The following is a 19519-nucleotide window of genomic DNA, read 5'->3' as shown; positions in this document are numbered from 1 at the left end:
ACCTATCAACTTTACAATTTTTACCATAAATTTCATTCTATTTTTACCCAGGTTAACGGGTCAAATGGCTTACCCTGATATCGCAATTCAAAGTATAAACCTGATTCACTATTACCACCGCTGTTTCCTACTGTCGCAATTGTGTCGCCGCTACGAACGCGATCGCCAACGCGTTTGTAATTGGCTTCATTGTAACCATAAAGACTCATATAGTTGTTGCCATGATCCAAAATCATGAGATTGCCAAATCCGCGCAACCAGTCAGCAAATACAACTTGTCCGCCTGCTATGGCTTTTACTTCACTACCGTTCTGGGAGCGAATAAATAATCCTTTCCACTTAATTCCTCCTTCTTGCCGTGGACTGTCAAAACGATTGACAAGTTCCCCTCGTACCGGTAGGCGTAGCTGACCTTTGAGCGACGTAAATGAACGCCCACTTGCAGAAGAATCAGGCAGTAAGCGGTTATGAAGCGGGAGAGAAGAAGATTTGGGTGCGGATGGCGGGGTAGATTTTTTTTGCGCGAGCAACCTGTTAATTTCTTTTACCAACTTGGATAACCGTTGCTCATCACTTTTGAGCTTGCTGATTTCTTGTTGTTGCTGGGAAATTTCTTCGGAGAGATTTGCCAGAATCTTTGCACGCTTGATTTTTTCCTGTTCAAGCTGTTGCTTTTGCATAGTCTGCTCAGTTTGGATCTTTACAATTTCAGCTTTTTTGACGTGGCTGTCGCGAGTTAATGTATCCAACTGCTTAAGCTGAATACGTAAGGTATTAATATTTTCGGAACGCGCGCGCTTTAAGTATCCATAGTAATGTAGATTGCGTGCCATTTGATTGGGATCTTGCTGCTTGAGCAGTAACTGCATGTAATCCTGCTGTCCGTTTATGTATTGATAGTAAAGCATATTGCCGAGCTGCTCCTGCTGCCCTTTGATCTGGCTTTGAATTTGTTTGGATTGCTCCAATAATTGATCGAGGCTAGCGTTGGCGTCAGTTAGTTGCTGAGTAAGCAAGATCAAAGCCCGGTTGGTTTCACTGATGGCGCGCTCTGAGTCGCGTAAAGCATCCGCTGCTTCAGTTTTAGAAGTTTCCTTGCGCGCCAGATCTTTTTGTAAGGTTTTAATACGATCTTGTAATTGCTTTAAATCTTTACTGACTTGAGGGTTGGCATAAAGCTGCCCGATGCATATCAGTGCTAAAAAAAACGTAATCACTTTGCGCAGTATAGCACTTGCACTGTAACACATGGTTTATTTCAGATATCGCACACAATGTATATGAATTCGAGATTTTCTGGGATATGCTGGGTTAAACATTTGTTTTAGTTTGATTTGCTACTGCCGATACTGCTTCTTCGATTTCGGTTGAGTCGCCGAGATAATAATTGCGCATGGGTTTTAGATTATCGTCAAGCTCATAAACCAGAGGGATGCCGGTAGGGATGTTATAGTTAAGAATGTCCTCATCCGAAACATTGTCAAGATACTTAATGAGCGCTCGCAAGGAATTACCGTGAGCTACAATGATTGTTTGTTGTCCTGCTTTGACTTGAGGTGCAATCGTTTGATTCCAGAAAGGTAAAAATCTAGCAACGGTATCTTTGAGGCTCTCGGTCAGAGGAATATCTTCCCTGGAGACATTGCCGTAACGAAGATCAAAGCCGGGGTAGCGTTCATCGTCAGTGGTAAGGGCTGGCGGCTGAATATCGTAGCTGCGCCGCCAGAGCAAGACTTGCTTATCACCAAAACGAGCAGCTGTCTCCGCTTTGTTCAATCCTTGTAATGCGCCGTAATGCCGTTCATTCAGCCGCCAGGTAAGATTGATCGGAACCCACATCAGGTCCATTTGATCGAGTGTGATCCAGAGCGTGCGAATGGCACGTTTTAGCACTGAGGTATAAGCAATATCAAAGATAAATCCATTTTCTCGTAAAAGCCGACCAGCAGATCTGGCTTCTTCCAGTCCTTTGGGTGTTAAATCTACATCTGTCCAGCCGGTAAAACGATTTTCCTTATTCCAAGTGCTTTCTCCATGCCGCAGGAGAACGAGTTTTTTCATGTTGACCTTCAAAGAAGAAGCTAGTAGGGTTTGTAAAAGCAATTGATGCACTGGAATTTTATTATATTTTGACAAAGAACGCAGCATGTTGCAGTGATCATGGCTGTTTTTTTGTAGTATTGAATCATTTTGTAGTCCTATAACAATAGGATTGCGTTTCTATTTAAGCGATTATCCGGATTTTGATGGAAATTGTCGGGCAACAACTGTAAGGCGCAGTAAAGCATTAGCAGCGTCAAACACTACAGTGTAAAGTTGTTATTATCGCTGACAGAATTTTTTATAGCTGTAGATTCTTAAGTACTTTGCTAGAATGATGGGTTATTTAAAGACCGATAGTGGGAACTGGAACAGGCGTTTATATGGAATCAACTTTTTTACAGGATAATATTTTTTTTATTGTTGCTGCTATGATGAGCGGTGGAATGCTGTTATGGCCAATACTGTCACGCAATGCTGCTAAAGAAATAGATGTTCAGAAAGCAATCAGACTTATTAATTACGATAATGCACTAGTACTTGATGTCAGGGATGACAATGAATTTGTCAAAGGTCATCTTCCTAATTCTAAACATATTTCTGTTGAGAGGATAGGCGAACGCTGGCATGAGCTAGAGAAATTCAAAGACAGACCCATTGTTGTGATATTCCAACCTGGGTTACGTGCAGGTCATGCGGGTGCGGTTTTGCGTAAAAATGGCTTTAACAAGGTTTACAATCTTAGCGGTGGGATCAATACATGGCGGCGAGAAAATCTTCCGATGGTAAAAGATCGCTAAGAGGTAGAAAGTGAATATGGTTAAGGTGATTATGTATGTATCGGGTTTTTGTCCTTATTGCGTGATGGCGGAAAAGTTGCTGCGATCGAGGGGGGTTGAGGAAATTGATAAAATCAGAGTTGATTTGCATCCCGAGCAGCGCACTGAAATGATGAAGAAAACTGGACGGCGCACTGTTCCACAAATCTATATTGGAGAGGCCCATATAGGAGGTTATGATGACCTGGTGCAGCTCGATCAGCAAGGAGGTATTATGAAACTGTTATCCGCCTAATTTTTTAGTGATGTTCCATCAATTTATAATCTTTATCATCAATTATTCCAATTGGAATCCAATATGAGTGAGCAACAACCAGTATTTGCTATTGAGAAGATCTATGTCAAGGATCTTTCTCTGGAAATTCCTAATGCGCCGCGTATTTTTCTTGATCGGGAGACTCCCGAGATCAACCTGCAGTTGAATGCCCAAGATGCCTGTATTGAGGGGGATATCTACGAAGTCTTGCTGACGGCTACTGTTACTGCCCGAATTAAGGAGAAAACCATGTTTCTGGTTGAAGCGCACCAGGCAGGGATTTTCCGCATACGTAACGTGCCGGGAGATGAGATTGGTTCTGTCTTGGGTATCGTGTGCCCAAATATCTTGTTTCCTTATTTGCGTGAGACTGTATCGGATACTGTGACGCGCGCAGGGTTTCCTGCCGTTATCCTCAATCCGGTCAATTTCGAAGCAGTTTATCATCAGAGAAAACAGCAAGCTGAACCAAAACCTGAGATGAGCCAGAGAGTATCTGAAGCAGAGGGTGTGCACTAAAAGGGGATCCACTTGGTACAAAGAAGGGGCTTGATCGGGAGTGTCTTTCTGTATTTCCTGCTTGTTTTTCCGCGTTGGAGTGCGGCTACGGAAATAGAATTTTTCTCTGTTGCAGCGAATGCGATCACAATGTATGACGCCCCTTCGCTGAATGCTGAAAAATTATATGTGGCAAGTCTAAATTTGCCATTAGAAGTAGTAGCGAAAGTTGAAGGCTGGGTTAAAGTACGTGACAGCAGCGGTGCGGTTGCATGGATAGAGAGAAAATTCCTGAGCGATAAGCGCTTTATCATTGTGACAGCTTCATTGGCTGACGTATTTGAGGCGGCGGATGTTCATTCACCCCTCATTTTCCGGGTTCAACGGCATGTGGTTTTGGAGTGGTTAAGTTCCGACATCGCTGGCTGGGTTAAAGTACGTCATCGTGACGGTCAGACTGGTTATATTAGAGTTAATCAGGTCTGGGGTTCATGAAAATTGCGGTATTGGGTGCAGGTGCTTGGGGTACAGCACTAGCCATCAATCTTTCTGCAAATCACCGGGTTACTTTGTGGACGAGAGATGCGGACCAGCTAGCTGAGTTAGTATCGCAACGGATTAATCGACGGTATCTTCCTGATTTGCTTTTGCCGGATTCCTTGCAATTGACATCAGAGCTTGATCTTGCTGTCAAAACTGCGGAATTGATTCTGATTGCAATTCCTGTGGCTGGTTTGCGTGAGCTATTGCAAAAAATCAAGACAATAGGTAAAGCATTACCAGTAGTTCTGGGCTGTAAAGGTTTCGAGTCACAATCAGCCATGCTACCTCATCAAGTGGTGCAAGAAGTGTATTCTGAGACGGCGCCTTGTGGCATTTTATCAGGCCCGAGCTTTGCGCAAGAGGTAGCGCGCGGGTTGCCTACGGCACTCACATTGGCATCGAATGATGGTGTATTTGCTAAATATATTATTGATGAAATTCACACAACCTACTTGCGTATTTATTCAAGCAACGATGTGATTGGTGTAGAAACGGGTGGAGCAATAAAAAATGTGATCGCAATCGCTACCGGAATTTCTGATGGATTGAAGCTGGGGAATAATGCGCGCGCTGCATTGATAACTCGGGGCTTGGCAGAGATTACGCGCATGGGCGTGGCATTAGGTGGCTGTAGAGAAACATTTATGGGATTAGCAGGGATTGGCGATCTGATTTTAACGTGTACTGGCGATATGTCACGTAACCGGCAGGTGGGGATGATGTTGGCTGCTGGCCACTTGCTGCCTGACATTTTGCAAAAAATCGGGCATGTAGCGGAAGGGGTGCATACGGCACGAGAGGCGGAGCGAATGAGCAGGCGCTTGAAGGTTGAGATGCCTCTGACGCAAGCGGTATGCAGTATTATTTATGAAGGTGTGTCTGCTGAAATAGTTGTTAAAAGAATTCTTGACCGTGAACCGAGAACGGAGTTTGATTGATTGTTGGCGCTCGGCGCGCGCCATTGCGCATTGAATAAAAGTGTGATTTTGTTGAGTTTGGACGCTTAAGGAATTATCTTTGATTCCGTATTTGTGCTTAGAGATATTCAAAAAAAAGAAATTTCCAAGCAATGACTTGACCAGGCGCAGACAGCTTGATATAAGGGCGTTTGCAGGACTTTCTGTTTGTGATCCAACTACCAGTAGCCCAACAACACAAAAGGGGAATTAAATGAATAAATCTGATCTAATCGATGCCATTGCAGAGTCTGCCGGTATTTCTAAAGCATCTGCAGGAGACGCATTAAATGGGGCGTTGTCTGCAATTAAAGACGCGCTCAAAAAAAATGAAAGTGTGACGCTTGTTGGTTTTGGGACCTTTAAAGTAGGAAAAAGAGCTGCTCGTACTGGCCGTAATCCCCGTACTGGAGCCGCTATAAAAATCAAAGCAGCCAAAGTACCAAAATTCACCGCTGGTAAAGCGCTCAAAGATGCGGTAAACTAAGCGCCTTGTTACCAAGCAAAGGTGGGGTGCTTAGCTCAGCTGGTAGAGCGTCGCCCTTACAAGGCGAATGTCGGCGGTTCGATCCCGTCAGCACCCACCAATCAGCGAGCAAGAATTAACTTTGTGGTTTAGGAGTGGTAGTTCAGTTGGTTAGAATACCGGCCTGTCACGCCGGGGGTCGCGGGTTCGAGTCCCGTCCACTCCGCCAAGTCAGTATTATACTAAAGGCGCATTAGCCTGCTATTGCAATCTTCCTTCTCATGTACTTCACTGGATTTTAGCCGTGTTTGATTTTGTTCATCGAAAAAAGACGATCGTTCAGGTTATCTTGTTGCTGGCTGTGTTGCCATTTATGTTCTGGGGAGTGGAGTCGTATCGTACCACTGGTCAGGAGAGCTATGTCGCAGTTGTAGACGGTGAAAAGATCCATCGCAGAGAATTTGAGCAAGCGCTTAGGAATCAGCAAGAGAGCATGCGTAGTATGCTAGGCGATAATTTTGACAGCACGCTGTTTGATAATCCTGAGATGCGTCAGGCGATTTTGGAAAGCTTGATTCAGAGAAAATTATTAACACGCGAAGCAGTCAATGTTGGGCTGACTGTTTTAGATTCACAATTAGCTCACGAGATTCAGAGTATTTCAGCTTTTCATGATGATCAGAAATTTTCTTACCAACGCTATGAGGAGTTGTTGCGTCGTCAAGAAATGACGCCAGCAATGTTTGAAGCACGAGTGGCTGCTGAAGTTATGCAGCAGCAACTGCTGGAACCAATCGCAAACAGTGCGAAGGTTCCTGAAACTGTCATTCAGAAAACCGCTTACTTAAGCGGGGTGAAGCGTGAAATCAATCAATTTCATATTGAGCCGGCACAATTCGTATCCCAAATTGTGCCAGATGAAGCGGCAATACAGTCTTATTATGATAATCACCAAGCAGAATTTCTTTTGCCTGAACGTGTGCGCCTTGAATATTTAGTGTTATCGCTGGAAGAATTGGCTCAGCAAGAAGAGGTTACCGCAGATGAAATCAGAAATTATTTTGATGAGCACCAAAGTGAATTTGGGCAAGAGGAAAAGCGAAGAGCAAGTCATATTCTGATCGCTGTTTCTGAAACAGCTTCGGATGAGGAGAAAGCCGCAGCACGGGACAAAGCTGAGAATGTGCTGTCGCAATTAAAAGTGGAACCAGAAAAATTTGCTGAATTAGCCAGTACCCATTCAGAAGATCCGGGTTCAGCAAAATTAGGGGGTGATCTCGGTTTATTGGGCCGTGGTATTTTAGCCAAGGAATTTGAGGATGAGCTATTCCAAATGCAGCCTGATGAAATTCGTGGTCTTGTTAAAACATCTTTTGGTTTTCATATCATCAGACTTGCTGAAATAAAACCGGCCGATGTAGCGCCTTTGGAAGAAGTAAGGAATGATATTGAGCAGCTTCTGAAACGCCAGAAGGCTGCAAGCAGTTTTGGTGAAGCTGCTGAAGATTTTAGCAATACAGTGTACGAGCAAAGTGATACTTTGCAACTGGCAGCGGAAAGATTTGGTTTGTCGGTTAAACAAAGTGAATGGATCGATAAAAAATCGAAAGAGCCTACAATTATTGCTAACAAAAAGCTACTTGCGGCAGTTTTTTCAGATGATGCTATTAACGATGGGCGCAACACGGAAGCAATAGAAGTCATGCCTGATACTTTTGTTTCTGCCAGAGTATTGGAGCATAAGCCAGCAGCAATTCAATCATTGGACGTGGTTAGAGATGAAATTATCAAGCGAGTTAAGCAACAGCTCGCTGCTGAAATGGCTGAAAAAGAAGGTAGAGCTAAATTAGCTCAATTACAGGCCGGTGAAAGTGATTCAATTTCGTGGAGTGGTACTAAAGAAGTGTCTTATATGCAATCACAAGGGATGAATATAGGTGCTTTGCGTACTATTTTTCAGACTGAGACAGATAAATTACCAGCATATACCGGTGTGGCCGGGTCAGATGGCGTTTTCAACTTGATACGAATTAATCGTGTCATTGAGCCGGCTTCTTCGGATAAAGCTCAATATCAGGTTATTGAGAATCAATTGAGGCAGATGCTTGTTCAAGAGGAGTTGTCATCGTATCAGCTTGGCCTCAGGCAACGATACGATGTGAAAATCCAGGAAGAAGGCTATTGACTATTGTAAAAGATGATCACTCATCAAGATCAAAGGCGATTGTATTAAATCCAGCGTCAACATAAGTAATTTCGCCTGTAATACCACTAGCCAGATCACTGCAGAGAAAAGCGGCGGCATTGCCAACTTCGTCAGTCGTAACATTTCTTCGTAATGGCGCAACTTTCTCGGCATATCCCAGCAGCTTGCCAAAACTTCCTATGCCAGATGCGGCCAATGTTTTAATCGGTCCAGCGGAGATTGCGTTTACGCGTATTCCTTTTTTGCCTAGACTGGAAGCCATGAATCGTACATTTGCTTCCAGACTGGCCTTGGCCAGGCCCATTACGTTGTAACTTGGCATAACGCGGACAGCACCCAGATAACTGAGCGTTAGAAGGGCGGCATTTCTTCCTTGCATTAATGCTAATCCTGCCTTGGCTAATGCAGCAAAACTATAAGAACTGACATCATGGGCAATGTGAAATGCTTCACGATTAACGCTTTCAAGGTAATCCCCGGTCAATGCCTCACGTGGTGCAAATGCGATAGAATGTACTATGCCATCAAGACCATCCCATTCTTTAGCCAGATCTTCAAAACATTGATTGATTTGGTCATCATTTCTTACGTCACAGCGAAACAGCAAACGGCTATCAAAATCGCCGGCCAGCTTTGTAACGCGTTCTCTTACATCTTCTCCTTGAAAGGTAAAGGCAAGCTGTGCGCCCTCACGCTTCATGGCTTTGGCTATACCATAGGCGATTGACCGATTGCTGAGCAGTCCGGTAATGAGGATACGTTTGTTGTCTAGAAATCCCATAATATGTCCTTCTGTTAGTCGAATTTAAAATAATTATAGCTTAAGGTTTATGATAAAGAAGTATAAGGGGAGCTCACACTATCGAATGACTCAATATGCAGCGCATCCCGTAGCGGCTTAGTCCTATTATTATAGGTGAATGGGAAAATATCGAGGATGCGTCTTTATGTCATGTCTTGGTTTTTTCAATTAAGCGATCAACTGTTCCTTCCAGGAAATATGGATGCTGGCGCACATCACCTATATCATGTTGATTAGTTTATTTTCAATCGCTGTGATATGACCTCGATACTTTTTTTATGCCGGATGTCTCTCTTTTTTCAAATATTTCCTAAGATGAATCTACTTGTTGTTTTGATTTTATTGCTGTCAGCCTGCAGTGGCACAATATGGAATAATCCCTACCCAAGCGATGATTCTGGAAAAAATATTCTTTACAATGCGTTTGCCGAGCGTCCCAAGCATCTTGACCCCGTTCAATCTTATAGCTCTAATGAAATTTTGTTTACTGCTCAGATATACCAGCCTCCTTTGCAGTATCACTATTTGAAACGTCCCTTTATGCTTATCCCGCAGACAGTGAACAAAATGCCCATCGTGCAATATTTTGACGAGAATAATAATCTTTTGCCCATGGAAAGTGAAGTTGCTAGCATTGCGTATTCCGTTTATGAGATTTCCATCAAGCAGGGTATTTATTATCAACCTCATCCAGCCTTCGCTCAGGATGACCAGGGGAAATTTCTTTATCAAGATCTGACGCCAGGGAATTTGCGGGATATATTCAAGCTTGCTGATTTTTCCCAGACCGGTACACGGGAATTGCTAGCGGAAGATTACATTCATCAAATCAAACGGTTGGCACACCCAAAACTGCACTCACCCATATTAGGGTTAATGGCAGATTACATCGTGGGACTCAGGGAGTATGCGGAAACATTAAGAAAGGCGACTGCCGTCGCGCCTAAAGATGCTTACCTTGATTTGCGCAATTTTCCATTGGAAGGAGTGGAATTGGTAGATGCTTATACTTATCGCATCAAAATAAAAGGCAAGTATCCACAATTCATCTATTGGCTGGCAATGCCGTTTTTTTCACCCGTTCCATGGGAAGCCGATCGCTTCTACGCCCAGCCGGGGCTTGCGAAAAAAAATATTACCTTGGATTGGTATCCCGTGGGTACGGGGCCTTACATGCTTACTGAGAATGATCCTAATCGAGTCATGGTTCTGGAAAGAAATCCAAATTTTCAGGGAGAATTTTATCCTGCTGAGGGAATGCCTGATGATGAGGAGAAGGGATTGTTGGAGGATGCTGATAAACCTCTTCCCTTCATAGACAAGATTATATTCAGTCGTGAGAAGGAGAGTATTCCACGTTGGAACAAATTTCTGCAAGGTTATTATGATGCTTCGGGAATCAGTTCTGACAGTTTTGATCAGGCTGTACAATTATCCGGACAAGGCGAAGCAACGGTAACAGAAGCGATGACGGCGCAAGGAATACGACTGGAGACGGCTGTTGCGCCTTCTACTTATTATATCGGCTTCAATATGCTTGATCCGGTGGTAGGAGGGCGCACCGAGCAAGAAAAGAACTCTGCTCGTAAATTACGGCAAGCTATTTCAATCGCAGTGGATTATGAAGAATATGTCTCAATATTTGCCAATGGTCGAGGTATTCCTGCACAGGGACCTATTCCGCCAGAAATTACGGGCTACCGGGAAGGTGAGGAGGGGATCAATCCGATTGTTTATACATGGCAAGACGGCAAGGCGCAGCGCAGATCCCTCAGAGAGGCTAAAGCATTATTGGCTGAGGCTGGCTATCCTAATGGCAGAGACGCTAGAACCGGTACACCGCTGGTATTATATTTCGATGTGACTGCACGGGGTGCGGATGACAAATCATTGCTTGACTGGATGCGCAAACAGTTCAAGAAAATTAATATTCAACTGGTTGTCCGGAGCACAGATTACAATCGCTTTCAGGACAAAATACGCAAGGGTAATGCTCAGATTTTTGAATGGGGCTGGAATGCGGATTATCCTGATCCTGAGAATTTTCTGTTTCTACTGTATGGCCCTCAGCGTAAAGTTGGCAATAATAGCGGGAACAATGCGGCTAATTATAATAATGCCGAATATAACCAGCTGTTCGAGCAGATGGAAAAAATGGAAAATAGTGCAGAGCGGCAGCAAATTATCGACCGTATGGTGGAAATCCTGCGTCAGGATGCGCCTTGGTTGTGGGGGTATCATCCGAAAGACTACACCTTGTATCATGCCTGGTACAAAAATGTGAAATCCAATAAATTATCTTATAACACTGTGAAATATCTGCGTATCGATCCTGTTTTACGTGAGCAAAAGCGGCGCGAATGGAATGAGCCGGTTATATGGCCAATAGGTGCGGGAGTAACTGTTCTTTTCTTAAGTCTTGTGCCTGGAATCATTGCCTACCACCGCAGAGAACGGAAGGTCATGCTCGGCAGATCAGCTGCATAAATGAGGGTTTTTTTAAGACGGCATGCTTAATTACATTATTCGACGTGTTCTCTACGCCATTCCAATTTTAGTAGGCGTTAATCTCATCACGTTTACTTTGTTTTTTGTAGTGAATACCCCTGAGGATATGGCGCGAATGCATTTAGGCATCAAACATGTGACTGATGAAGCAATCATCAAGTGGAAACAAGAGCATGGCTATGACAAACCTTTGCTGTATAACAAGCAGGCTGAGGGTGTGGCAAAATTGACGAATACCATTTTCTTTGAGAAATCGATAGCGATGTTCGTATTTGATTTTGGTCATGCTGACGATGGTCGTGATATTGCGTACGAAATCAAATCACGCATGCTGCCTAGTTTAGCCATTGCGCTGCCAGTATTTTTTTTGGGATTGTTTGTTTACATTACTTTTGCGCTGGTGATGGTTTTCTTTCGCATGACCTATATAGATTTCTGGGGTGTTGTCTTATGTGTAGCGCTCATGTCGATTTCAAGTCTGTTTTATATTATCGGCGGCCAATTTCTGGTGGGTAAGCTATGGCATTTGGTACCTATTTCTGGTTATGGTAGTGGTCTGGATGCAGTTAGATTCTTGCTGTTGCCTGTTATCATAGGTGTGATAAGCAGTACGGGTGCGAATGTGCGGTGGTATCGCACAATTTTTCTGGAAGAAATGAATATGGAGTATGTCCGTACTGCACGCGCAAAAGGCTTGCCGGAAAGCATCGTATTATTCAGGCACGTCCTCAAGAATGCCATGATTCCGATTCTTACGGGAACGGTGGTAGTGATTCCGTTATTATTTCTTGGCAGTCTGATCGCGGAATCATTTTTTGGTATCCCTGGGTTGGGCAGTTACACCATTGAGGCGATCAATTCGCAGGATTTTGCCGTGGTGCGCGCCATGGTTTTTCTGGGTTCCTTGCTTTACATCATAGGTCTGATCTTGACCGATATCTCCTATAGCCTGGTAGATCCAAGGATCAGACTGGAGTGATATATGTCATGAACATTGCATTAGACCTGGAAGTGATTTCTGGGTTTAATGCCTCATGGAATGCGCTATCTGCCTAATAATCGATGGGTATGGGATCAAGACTGCGCCATAAATACCAGGTCGCTACCGACCGCCAGGGTCGCCAGTTTGCGGCAATGAGCTGTATTTTGCTCCTCTCTATTGGTTGCTTGGCATTGTAGTGAATACTGACAGCCCGTTGTAATCCAATGTCATCTAACGGTAATACGTCTGGTCGCTGCATGTAAAAAATCAGAAACATTTCTGCGGTCCATCGGCCAATACCCTTTATCTGGATCAGGTGAGCAATCAGTGTCTCATCATTCATTTCCTGCCAGGCAATTTCGTTGTACCCCTCATTGATGAATCGTTGAGATAAATCTTGTAGATAGCTTATTTTTCTGGCGGACAGGCCGCAAGCTCGTAAGGTGTCTGTATCAACGCGATGCAGATTCTGAGGTGTAATCTCTGGCACGGCAATCTCTAGCTTTTGCCATACGCTTGCTGCTGCTTTGACAGAAATCTGCTGGCCGACAATAGCACGAGCTAACGTGGTAAAAGCGTTTCCTCGTGAACGAGGAGCTGATTCATAAAACTGGCTAATCAGCTGCTGCATGATAGGGTCTCGTTTTGCTAAATCATTCGCCGCTTGTTCCCAGAATACGGGTGCGACATGCTGTTCTTTCCTGAGTAATGTCATTTTTAATCTGATTTGTGTTTTGTAGCTAAAACAATTTGTTATTTGCTTGTTTGGAAGCTCATTTTACAGGATGAGCAAGTGGTATTCATCGATAATTTATGTTTCATTCTTATTTGTTTCCAATGCCTTGCCTGCTTTCTCTTAAGTCTTTGTCGCTACAGTGAAAGTACATGGTTTTTACTTGACTGAGCTCATTTTTTTGATTAGAGTGGCAAAAAGTGGGGATAAAAGTAGCAAAGTGGGAAATGGTGGGAGTAAAGTAAAGTGTAAATTTTCGGTAGAGATAAAGGGATGGCATGTTTCGTGGCATTACACAGCTGTGCTTGGATAGCAAGAGTAGATTCGCGGTGCCTGCAAAATACCGTGATGAATTGTCATCCAGATGCGCCGGGAATTTGGTGATTACTGCTGATCCTTCAAGATGTTTACTGATTTATCCCCAGCCTGCCTGGGAGCCCATAGAAAAAAAACTGAATAGTCTTTCCAGTTTCGATCCGCAGAGTCGTAGTTTGCAACGTCTTATCGTGGGTAATGCATGTGATGTTGAAATGGACAGTGCTGGACGAATACTGGTAGTGATGCCATTGCGCCAGTTTGCCGGTTTGACCAAGGATATTGTGTTGGTAGGTCAGGGTGAAAAATTTGAGTTGTGGGATGCCGAGAAATGGAATCAGGAGATTGAAGCAGCGCTGGTATATAAAAATGGCAATATGCCACCTGAGCTTGAAGGATTCTCATTGTAATGTTGTGGTATTGCTGTGCATTTGCCAGTTTTACTGAATGAAGCCATTGACGCGCTAGTAATCAAAGCAGATGGCGTTTATGTGGATGGCACATTCGGGCGGGGTGGGCATAGCCGTTTAATTTTATCCCGATTGGGTAATAAGGGCCGCCTAATTGCATTCGATAAGGATTTGGCCGCAATCGAAGCGGCAGCTCAGATTGATGATGAGCGGTTCAGTATAAGGCATAGTAGTTATGTCAAGATACGGGAGGAATTGCGCGCGCTAAAGGTGGAAGGAGTAGATGGCGTACTGCTGGATCTCGGAGTGTCGTCGTCTCAATTGGATGAAGGTGCGCGTGGATTCAGCTTTCGCTTGGCAGGGCCGCTTGATATGCGTATGAATACCAGTTGTGGCGAGACAGCAGCAGAATGGCTTAATTCTGTTCCGGAATCACAATTGGAAGAGGTAATTAGAAACTATGGTGAAGAGCGGCATGCTAAGCAGATTGCAAGAGTAATTGTGATGGCAAGGGCGCGGCAGCCTATTACTACCACGATTCAGCTTGCTGAGATCGTGGCGGCGGTGGTGCGCAAGGGTGGACATCAGTGGGAGGCTAAGCAGCATCCAGCAACGCGTACTTTTCAGGCGATACGGATTCATCTCAATCAGGAACTTGAAGAATTGTCGCTAACTTTGCCGCAATGTGTGGATCTATTGAATCCAAGAGGGCGATTAGTTGTCATCAGTTTTCATTCGCTTGAGGATCGTATAGTAAAACGTTTTATGCGTACGGAGGCGAGTTCGGACACGCTGCCGCGCAAAATTCCTCTGCGTGATAAAGAGGTAAAAGAATTGAGTCATCAGCGGTTGCGAATAATTGGTAGGGCGCTGCGTCCGGGTGCACGGGAAATAGCGGTTAATCCAAGAGCTAGAAGCGCGGTCATGCGTGTGGCAGAAAGAATCATGATTAATGAGTAATTGTATGATTAAACTGAATATTTTTCTGACTATGATTCTTGTTGTTTGTGGCTTAGGCATCGTGACTTCGCAGCACGAGGCGCGTAAACTTTTTATCTCATTGGAAAAAGAGCTGGAATTGGCCGATCAGTTGGCCATAGAGTGGAATCAGTTACTGCTTGAGCAGAGAACGTGGGCGATGCATGGGCATGTGGAGAAAATTGCCAGAGGGCAGCTTGACATGATTGTGCCAACACCCCAAAGCATTCAGGTCATTTTGCCTGATCATGTCACAGATCTGGCGTATTCTAAGGAGTTTCGCTGATCATGAAACGCGACTCTGCATCGTCTTCAGCTTTACCTATATGGCGTTCACGTCTGCTGATAATGCTATTACTGCTGGGTTTGGTTGCTTTGGCGGGACGTGCTATTTATTTGCAGGGACTGAATAAAGATTTTTTACAACAACAAGGGCAATCGCGCTATAGCCGCATCGTTGAGTTGAATGCGCAGCGTGGGAAAATAACAGACCGACATGGCGAAGTACTGGCAATCAGTGCGCCAGTGAAATCTGTTTGGGCTGATCCGCAGAAAGTGAATGCTACGCCGGAGCAATTGCAGGCGTTAGCGCATTTGCTCGAAATGGATGTGGCCGATATTCGTAAGCGACTTTCTGATCAGGAGAAGAGATTCGTCCATTTAAGGAGACAACTACCTCCGGAAATGGCTGCTGGCGTAGCCAACTTGAACATAGCCGGTGTGTATCTTAAGCGGGAATTTTATCGCTATTACCCAACAGGTGAGGTGGCCGCCCATATTCTTGGGTTTACTAACATAGACGGCAAGGGGCAGGAGGGCATGGAGCTGGGATGGGAAGATGTTCTTACCGGCGAGCACGGTAGCCGTCGTGTGATCAAAGATCGTATCGGACGCGTCATCGAGAGTGTCGAGAAAATTCGCTCACCCAGGCCAGGCCAAAATTTGGCGTTATCGATTGATAGTAAAATACAATATCTTGCCCATCGGGAATTAAAACGAGCAGTAAAAGCGAATCAGGCCAAGGCAGGCAGCGTCATTGTGCTGGATGTGCAGACGGGGGAGGTGCTGGGATTGGCCAATTATCCAACATACAATCCTAACCAGCGGTCAAGTATACGGGCTGGAAAAACACGTAACCGGGCATTGGTTGATGTCTTTGAACCAGGTTCGACCCTGAAACCGTTTGCTGTTGCTGTTGCAATGGAAATTGGCAAGATAAATCCTGATACGTTGTTTCAAACATCGCCGGGTGCACTCAAGATAGGAAATGCTACGATACGCGATGTTCGCAATAAGGGAACCCTTTCCGTATCACAAGTTATCCAGGAGTCGAGTAATGTGGGTGCAGCAAAAATTGCATTGTTATTGCCTCCAAAAACATTGTGGGAAATGCTGAGCCGCTCTGGCTTTGGTATGCCGACAGGATCTGATTTTCCAGGAGAAGTCAATGGCCGCTTGCGTCCTTATCATAAATGGCGGCCAATCGAGCAAGCCACTATGTCTTATGGCCATGGAATATCAGTCAATTTGATGCAATTGGCACGCGCCTATACTATTTTTGCTGCTGAAGGACGGCTCAAGTCTGTATCGCTACTGAAACGGGATGTTCCGCCTGCCGGTCAGCAAGTGATCTCACGTGAAACAGCACTGGCCATGAGCAGAATGCTGGAATCAGTAGTGCAGCCGGGCGGTACCGGTTTGCAGGCCAGAGTGAACGGATATCGGGTTGCTGGCAAAACGGGAACGGCACATAAGTTATTGGAAGGCATGAAAGGCTACGCAAAAAATCGCTATATCTCCACGTTTGTTGGTTACGCACCGGTTTCCAATCCGCGCCTAGTAGTGGCAGTAATGGTTGATGAGCCTTCGGCGGGGCAATATTTTGGTGGTGCCGTGGCGGCTCCTCTATTTAGCCAAGTGATGTCGGGCGCCTTGCGGCAGTTAAATGTTCCCCATGACGCACTTAACAATATTGTGACTTCTCCTGCACCAGTTATGCTGGGGAGCAAAGGATGACGCCAGCATTAATGCGGAAATCGGATGAAGGTTTTGTAACACGGCTTCTCGATCAACTGGGGGTGCCAGCCAGGCACTTAGTTGCAGATAGTCGCAAATTGAGAGCGGGTGATACATTTCTTGCTCTTGCTGGCGAAAAATATGATGCCCGCAAGGATATTCCTCAGGCTATTGCAGTAGGGGTTAACGCTGTGATCTGGGAGAAGCATCAATTCTCCTGGGATCCCTTATGGAAAATACCCAATTGTGCAGTGGCAGGATTAAAAACTAAAGCTGGCGTCATTGCCAGTCATGTTTATGGCTATCCTTCGCGTGAAATATCACTGGTAGGCATTACTGGCACTAATGGTAAAACTTCATGTAGTCACTGGTATGCCCAGACTATGGCCGTTTTGGGGAAAAAAACAGCGGTGATCGGCACGCTTGGAAATGGATTTCTAGAAACGCTGAAACAGTCGAGAAATACCACGCCAGATGCGGTATCGCTTCAAGCAGAATTTGCAAAGATGTTACAAGACGGTGCAGAGAGTGTGGTGATGGAAGTTTCCTCTCATGGTCTGGTGCAGGGAAGGGTTAACGGCGCTGAATTTGCTGTGGCAGTGCTGACTAATTTGTCACGCGACCATCTTGATTATCATGGAAGCATGGATGCTTATGCTGCTGCCAAAGCAAAATTATTTTTCTGGCCTACGCTTAAGTGCGCCGTACTAAATCTGGATGATGTGCTCGGAATAGAATTGTCTCGTCAGCTTGTGCACAAAAATATGCAAGTTATCGGTTATGGATTTAACCAGCCGGAAAATATGGGGAGATGGCCACAAGCCTTGAGAATGTTGCGGGGAAGAAACCTAAAAGCAAATATCGACGGTCTGGAGTTCGATGTTGAGTTTGAGGGGCGGCGAGGGGAGTTGAAAGTTAGCGTCATGAGCAAATTTAATGCCTCCAATTTGCTTGCTGTGCTTGCTACATTACTTGCAAATGAAGTCGATTTTCACGAGGCGGTTGCGGCATTGTCGCAGGTTAAACCGATTGCGGGCAGAATGGAGAAGTTTGGCGGAGGAGATCAACCCGCTGTAATCGTTGATTATGCCCATACCCCGGATGCGCTGGAGAAGGTATTGACAGGGTTACGAGAAACAATTTGTAGCAGCCAGGTAAGAAATAAATTAAGTCTAAGAAATCCAAGATTGATTTGTGTATTTGGCTGCGGTGGCGATCGGGATCGGGGAAAACGCTGCTTAGCTGGTGAAATCACCACCAGACTTGCCGATGAAGTCATTATTACCAGTGATAATCCGCGGAGTGAAGGACCGCGCGCTATTATTGATGAGATAGTCACAGGTATATCCCGCCGTAATTATTCAATTGAAGAAGATCGTGCATCTGCGATTTATCAGGCGATACACAATGCGCGTAAAGGTGATGTGGTATTGATTGCCGGTAAAGGATCTGAAGCGTATCAGGAAATCAGCGGGCACAAAGTTCCGTTTGATGACCGTGAAATTGCGCAACAAGTGCTCCATGACCTGGCTAACCTGAAATTGCGGGCGCAGCGATGATGACTGTACAAGAAGCGGCTCATGCGTTGCACGCAGAGTGGTGGGGTGAGAATGCCTTATTCACGGGTGTAAGTACCGATAGCCGAACGATTCAGCCAGGTGATCTGTTTGTAGCATTATCCGGCGCTCATTACGATGGTCATCAGTTTATTGCCAGCGCGAGAGCTAAGGGAGCAGTTGCTGCCTTGGTTGAGAAACAAGCAGGTATTGGAAGCTCTCTAGCGGGGCTAGGCTGCATTCAAGTCTGTGATACGCGGTTAGGCCTGGGTCAATTATCTGCTTACTGGCGCACGCGTTTCTCACTACCCCTTGTTGCAGTCACTGGAAGCAATGGTAAAACGACCGTCAAGGAAATGATTGCCGCCATTTTTCGTGAGGCTGTTAAGGCGAATACGGAACAAAGCAATTCTGCTGCAGACAGTGTGCTGGCAACTGCGGGCAATCTTAACAATGATATCGGCGTGCCGCAAATGCTGTTAAGACTGCGTGAGCAGCATGCTTATGCCGTGATCGAAATGGGGATGAATCACACGAGTGAGATCGCTTATTTGACCCGACTCGCTAAACCAACTATTGCGGTCATTACTAATGCTGGCGCAGCCCATATTGAAGGACTAGGCTCAGTGGAGGCGGTCGCGCGCGCCAAAGGTGAAATCTTTGAGAGCTTAAGTAACACCGGTGTGGCCATTATCAATGCAGATGATGAATATGCTGCATTATGGCGAGAACTTGCTGGAAACAGACGTATTATCGAGTTCGGATTGAGTGGCTCAGCCCAAGTAACAGCATATTGCCGAACTGATGCTTCTGCAGATGAATGGACACTAAAACTTCCCGCAGGGAGCGAAGAGATGCGATTACAAATACCCGGCCAGCATAATATCCGCAATGCCCTGGCGGCTGCAGCAGCGGCAGTTGCAGCCGGTATAGATAAACGGACAATCGCAGCGGGATTGCAAGCATTCGCTGGCGTACCGGGACGCATGCAAAAAAAAGCTGGTTTGCACCAAGCGAGTTTAATTGATGATACTTATAATGCCAACCCTGATTCAATGCGGGCGGCACTGGCAGTGTTGGCACATGCACCTGGAAAAAAAGTGCTGGTGCTTGGCGATATGGGGGAATTGGGGCCGGGTGCGGCAGATTTTCATTACCAGATTGGCGTGGAGGCCAGTCATGCCGGAGTAGAACAACTGCTCACGTTGGGTAATCTCAGCAAGCATACCGCAGCAGGTTTTGGCAGTGGCGCCCGCCACTTTACAAGTATGGATGCCTTACTGGTAGAAGCAGAGAAGTTATTGGATGCCAATGTCACCATGCTGGTAAAAGGTTCGCGTTTCATGCAGATGGAACGGGTGATCAAACAGCTAGAGGTTTGAAGCGCTATGGATTGCTGGCGGGAAATGAATAGC

The 19519-nt window shown here is 45.3% G+C and carries 19 protein-coding genes and 2 tRNA genes; 17 read left to right on the top strand and 4 right to left on the bottom strand.

Annotated features, from left to right (window positions below; genetic code table 11):
* Positions 1 to 32: 32 nt before the first annotated feature.
* On the bottom strand, positions 33 to 1250 hold the full coding sequence (locus J5I83_RS14395) for a murein hydrolase activator EnvC (protein ID WP_304057402.1): 1218 nt from the start codon (positions 1248 to 1250) through the stop codon (positions 33 to 35).
* Positions 1251 to 1311: 61 nt separating this feature from the next.
* Positions 1312 to 2061 (bottom strand): 2,3-diphosphoglycerate-dependent phosphoglycerate mutase, encoded by a 750-nt coding sequence (gpmA, locus tag J5I83_RS14390; RefSeq protein WP_304057399.1) that lies wholly within the window; start codon positions 2059 to 2061, stop codon positions 1312 to 1314.
* A 362-nt stretch (positions 2062 to 2423) separates the two neighbouring features.
* On the opposite strand from gpmA, the gene J5I83_RS14385 reads away from it, so the two are divergent.
* The 9 genes from J5I83_RS14385 to J5I83_RS14345 all read left to right on the top strand — a co-directional run bounded on the left by J5I83_RS14385 (position 2424) and on the right by J5I83_RS14345 (position 7783).
* Positions 2424 to 2840, top strand: a complete 417-nt coding sequence (locus tag J5I83_RS14385) for a rhodanese-like domain-containing protein (RefSeq protein ID WP_304057396.1) — start codon at positions 2424 to 2426, stop codon at positions 2838 to 2840.
* A 16-nt stretch (positions 2841 to 2856) separates the two neighbouring features.
* Positions 2857 to 3114: a glutaredoxin 3 gene (grxC, locus tag J5I83_RS14380; protein WP_304057393.1), complete on the top strand. Its 258-nt coding sequence runs from the start codon at positions 2857 to 2859 to the stop codon at positions 3112 to 3114.
* A gap of 63 nt (positions 3115 to 3177) precedes the next feature.
* Positions 3178 to 3654 carry a protein-export chaperone SecB gene (gene secB, locus J5I83_RS14375; protein WP_304057391.1) on the top strand — a complete coding sequence of 159 codons (477 nt, stop codon included), beginning with the start codon at positions 3178 to 3180 and terminating at the stop codon, positions 3652 to 3654.
* Between the two features lie 12 nt (positions 3655 to 3666).
* A complete protein-coding gene (locus J5I83_RS14370; RefSeq protein ID WP_304057389.1) occupies positions 3667 to 4128 on the top strand; it encodes an SH3 domain-containing protein in 462 nt (153 codons plus the stop codon).
* Positions 4125 to 5114 carry an NAD(P)H-dependent glycerol-3-phosphate dehydrogenase gene (locus J5I83_RS14365; RefSeq protein ID WP_304057387.1) on the top strand — a complete coding sequence of 330 codons (990 nt, stop codon included), beginning with the start codon at positions 4125 to 4127 and terminating at the stop codon, positions 5112 to 5114. The genes J5I83_RS14370 and J5I83_RS14365 overlap by 4 nt, the downstream gene beginning before the upstream one ends.
* 232 nt (positions 5115 to 5346) lie before the next feature.
* Positions 5347 to 5619 (top strand): HU family DNA-binding protein, encoded by a 273-nt coding sequence (locus J5I83_RS14360; protein ID WP_304057385.1) that lies wholly within the window; start codon positions 5347 to 5349, stop codon positions 5617 to 5619.
* 24 nt (positions 5620 to 5643) lie between these two features.
* Positions 5644 to 5719: transfer RNA gene (locus J5I83_RS14355), tRNA-Val, on the top strand.
* 31 nt (positions 5720 to 5750) lie between these two features.
* Positions 5751 to 5827, top strand: a tRNA-Asp gene (locus J5I83_RS14350).
* A 75-nt stretch (positions 5828 to 5902) separates the two neighbouring features.
* Entirely contained in the window at positions 5903 to 7783 is a 1881-nt protein-coding gene (locus tag J5I83_RS14345) for a SurA N-terminal domain-containing protein (RefSeq protein WP_304057382.1), read from the top strand.
* 16 nt (positions 7784 to 7799) lie between these two features.
* On the opposite strand, the gene J5I83_RS14340 is transcribed toward J5I83_RS14345, so the two are convergent.
* Positions 7800 to 8585 (bottom strand): enoyl-ACP reductase, encoded by a 786-nt coding sequence (locus tag J5I83_RS14340; RefSeq protein WP_304057380.1) that lies wholly within the window; start codon positions 8583 to 8585, stop codon positions 7800 to 7802.
* Positions 8586 to 8921: 336 nt separating this feature from the next.
* Here J5I83_RS14340 and J5I83_RS14335 point away from each other — a divergent pair, with 336 nt between their 5' ends.
* Complete coding sequence (locus tag J5I83_RS14335) at positions 8922 to 11093, top strand: ABC transporter substrate-binding protein (protein WP_304057379.1); 2172 nt, start codon at positions 8922 to 8924, stop codon at positions 11091 to 11093.
* 22 nt (positions 11094 to 11115) lie between these two features.
* Entirely contained in the window at positions 11116 to 12093 is a 978-nt protein-coding gene (locus J5I83_RS14330; RefSeq protein ID WP_304057377.1) for an ABC transporter permease, read from the top strand.
* A gap of 73 nt (positions 12094 to 12166) precedes the next feature.
* On the opposite strand, the gene J5I83_RS14325 is transcribed toward J5I83_RS14330, so the two are convergent.
* Positions 12167 to 12811: a DNA-3-methyladenine glycosylase gene (locus J5I83_RS14325; protein ID WP_304057376.1), complete on the bottom strand. Its 645-nt coding sequence runs from the start codon at positions 12809 to 12811 to the stop codon at positions 12167 to 12169.
* Between the two features lie 296 nt (positions 12812 to 13107).
* On the opposite strand from J5I83_RS14325, the gene mraZ reads away from it, so the two are divergent.
* From mraZ to murF, 6 genes are read left to right on the top strand one after another with little or no spacing between them, the layout of a single operon-like run.
* Positions 13108 to 13554, top strand: coding sequence for a division/cell wall cluster transcriptional repressor MraZ (gene mraZ, locus J5I83_RS14320; protein WP_304057374.1), 447 nt, complete (start codon positions 13108 to 13110; stop codon positions 13552 to 13554).
* Between the two features lie 15 nt (positions 13555 to 13569).
* Positions 13570 to 14514: a 16S rRNA (cytosine(1402)-N(4))-methyltransferase RsmH gene (gene rsmH, locus J5I83_RS14315; RefSeq protein ID WP_304057372.1), complete on the top strand. Its 945-nt coding sequence runs from the start codon at positions 13570 to 13572 to the stop codon at positions 14512 to 14514.
* A gap of 4 nt (positions 14515 to 14518) precedes the next feature.
* Complete coding sequence (ftsL, locus tag J5I83_RS14310) at positions 14519 to 14818, top strand: cell division protein FtsL (RefSeq protein WP_304057370.1); 300 nt, start codon at positions 14519 to 14521, stop codon at positions 14816 to 14818.
* Between the two features lie 2 nt (positions 14819 to 14820).
* Positions 14821 to 16548: a penicillin-binding protein 2 gene (locus J5I83_RS14305; protein ID WP_304057369.1), complete on the top strand. Its 1728-nt coding sequence runs from the start codon at positions 14821 to 14823 to the stop codon at positions 16546 to 16548.
* Positions 16545 to 18107: a UDP-N-acetylmuramoyl-L-alanyl-D-glutamate--2,6-diaminopimelate ligase gene (locus J5I83_RS14300; protein ID WP_304057368.1), complete on the top strand. Its 1563-nt coding sequence runs from the start codon at positions 16545 to 16547 to the stop codon at positions 18105 to 18107. The genes J5I83_RS14305 and J5I83_RS14300 overlap by 4 nt, the downstream gene beginning before the upstream one ends.
* The gene (gene murF, locus J5I83_RS14295) at positions 18104 to 19486 is read left to right on the top strand and encodes a UDP-N-acetylmuramoyl-tripeptide--D-alanyl-D-alanine ligase (protein ID WP_304057367.1); all 1383 of its coding nucleotides are present in this window, start codon (positions 18104 to 18106) and stop codon (positions 19484 to 19486) included. The genes J5I83_RS14300 and murF overlap by 4 nt, the downstream gene beginning before the upstream one ends.
* The last annotated feature ends 33 nt before the right edge of the window (positions 19487 to 19519 follow it).

Source organism: Nitrosomonas communis (assembly GCF_024102715.1).
Classification (GTDB): Bacteria; Pseudomonadota; Gammaproteobacteria; order Burkholderiales; family Nitrosomonadaceae; genus Nitrosomonas; species Nitrosomonas communis_B.
This window is presented reverse-complemented; position numbering and strand designations above follow the sequence as displayed.

What these genes read in the sequence shown, in the direction of transcription:
- J5I83_RS14395 (WP_304057402.1), bottom strand. Translation starts at nt 1,250, where the DNA reads ATGTGTTACAGTGCAAGTGCTATACTGCGCAAAGTGATTACGTTTTTT.
- gpmA (WP_304057399.1), bottom strand. Translation starts at nt 2,061, where the DNA reads ATGAAAAAACTCGTTCTCCTGCGGCATGGAGAAAGCACTTGGAATAAG.
- J5I83_RS14385 (WP_304057396.1), top strand. Translation starts at nt 2,424, where the DNA reads ATGGAATCAACTTTTTTACAGGATAATATTTTTTTTATTGTTGCTGCT.
- grxC (WP_304057393.1), top strand. Translation starts at nt 2,857, where the DNA reads ATGGTTAAGGTGATTATGTATGTATCGGGTTTTTGTCCTTATTGCGTG.
- secB (WP_304057391.1), top strand. Translation starts at nt 3,178, where the DNA reads ATGAGTGAGCAACAACCAGTATTTGCTATTGAGAAGATCTATGTCAAG.
- J5I83_RS14365 (WP_304057387.1), top strand. Translation starts at nt 4,125, where the DNA reads ATGAAAATTGCGGTATTGGGTGCAGGTGCTTGGGGTACAGCACTAGCC.
- J5I83_RS14360 (WP_304057385.1), top strand. Translation starts at nt 5,347, where the DNA reads ATGAATAAATCTGATCTAATCGATGCCATTGCAGAGTCTGCCGGTATT.
- J5I83_RS14340 (WP_304057380.1), bottom strand. Translation starts at nt 8,585, where the DNA reads ATGGGATTTCTAGACAACAAACGTATCCTCATTACCGGACTGCTCAGC.
- J5I83_RS14335 (WP_304057379.1), top strand. Translation starts at nt 8,922, where the DNA reads ATGAATCTACTTGTTGTTTTGATTTTATTGCTGTCAGCCTGCAGTGGC.
- J5I83_RS14330 (WP_304057377.1), top strand. Translation starts at nt 11,116, where the DNA reads ATGCTTAATTACATTATTCGACGTGTTCTCTACGCCATTCCAATTTTA.
- J5I83_RS14325 (WP_304057376.1), bottom strand. Translation starts at nt 12,811, where the DNA reads ATGACATTACTCAGGAAAGAACAGCATGTCGCACCCGTATTCTGGGAA.
- mraZ (WP_304057374.1), top strand. Translation starts at nt 13,108, where the DNA reads ATGTTTCGTGGCATTACACAGCTGTGCTTGGATAGCAAGAGTAGATTC.
- ftsL (WP_304057370.1), top strand. Translation starts at nt 14,519, where the DNA reads ATGATTAAACTGAATATTTTTCTGACTATGATTCTTGTTGTTTGTGGC.
- J5I83_RS14305 (WP_304057369.1), top strand. Translation starts at nt 14,821, where the DNA reads ATGAAACGCGACTCTGCATCGTCTTCAGCTTTACCTATATGGCGTTCA.
- J5I83_RS14300 (WP_304057368.1), top strand. Translation starts at nt 16,545, where the DNA reads ATGACGCCAGCATTAATGCGGAAATCGGATGAAGGTTTTGTAACACGG.
- murF (WP_304057367.1), top strand. Translation starts at nt 18,104, where the DNA reads ATGATGACTGTACAAGAAGCGGCTCATGCGTTGCACGCAGAGTGGTGG.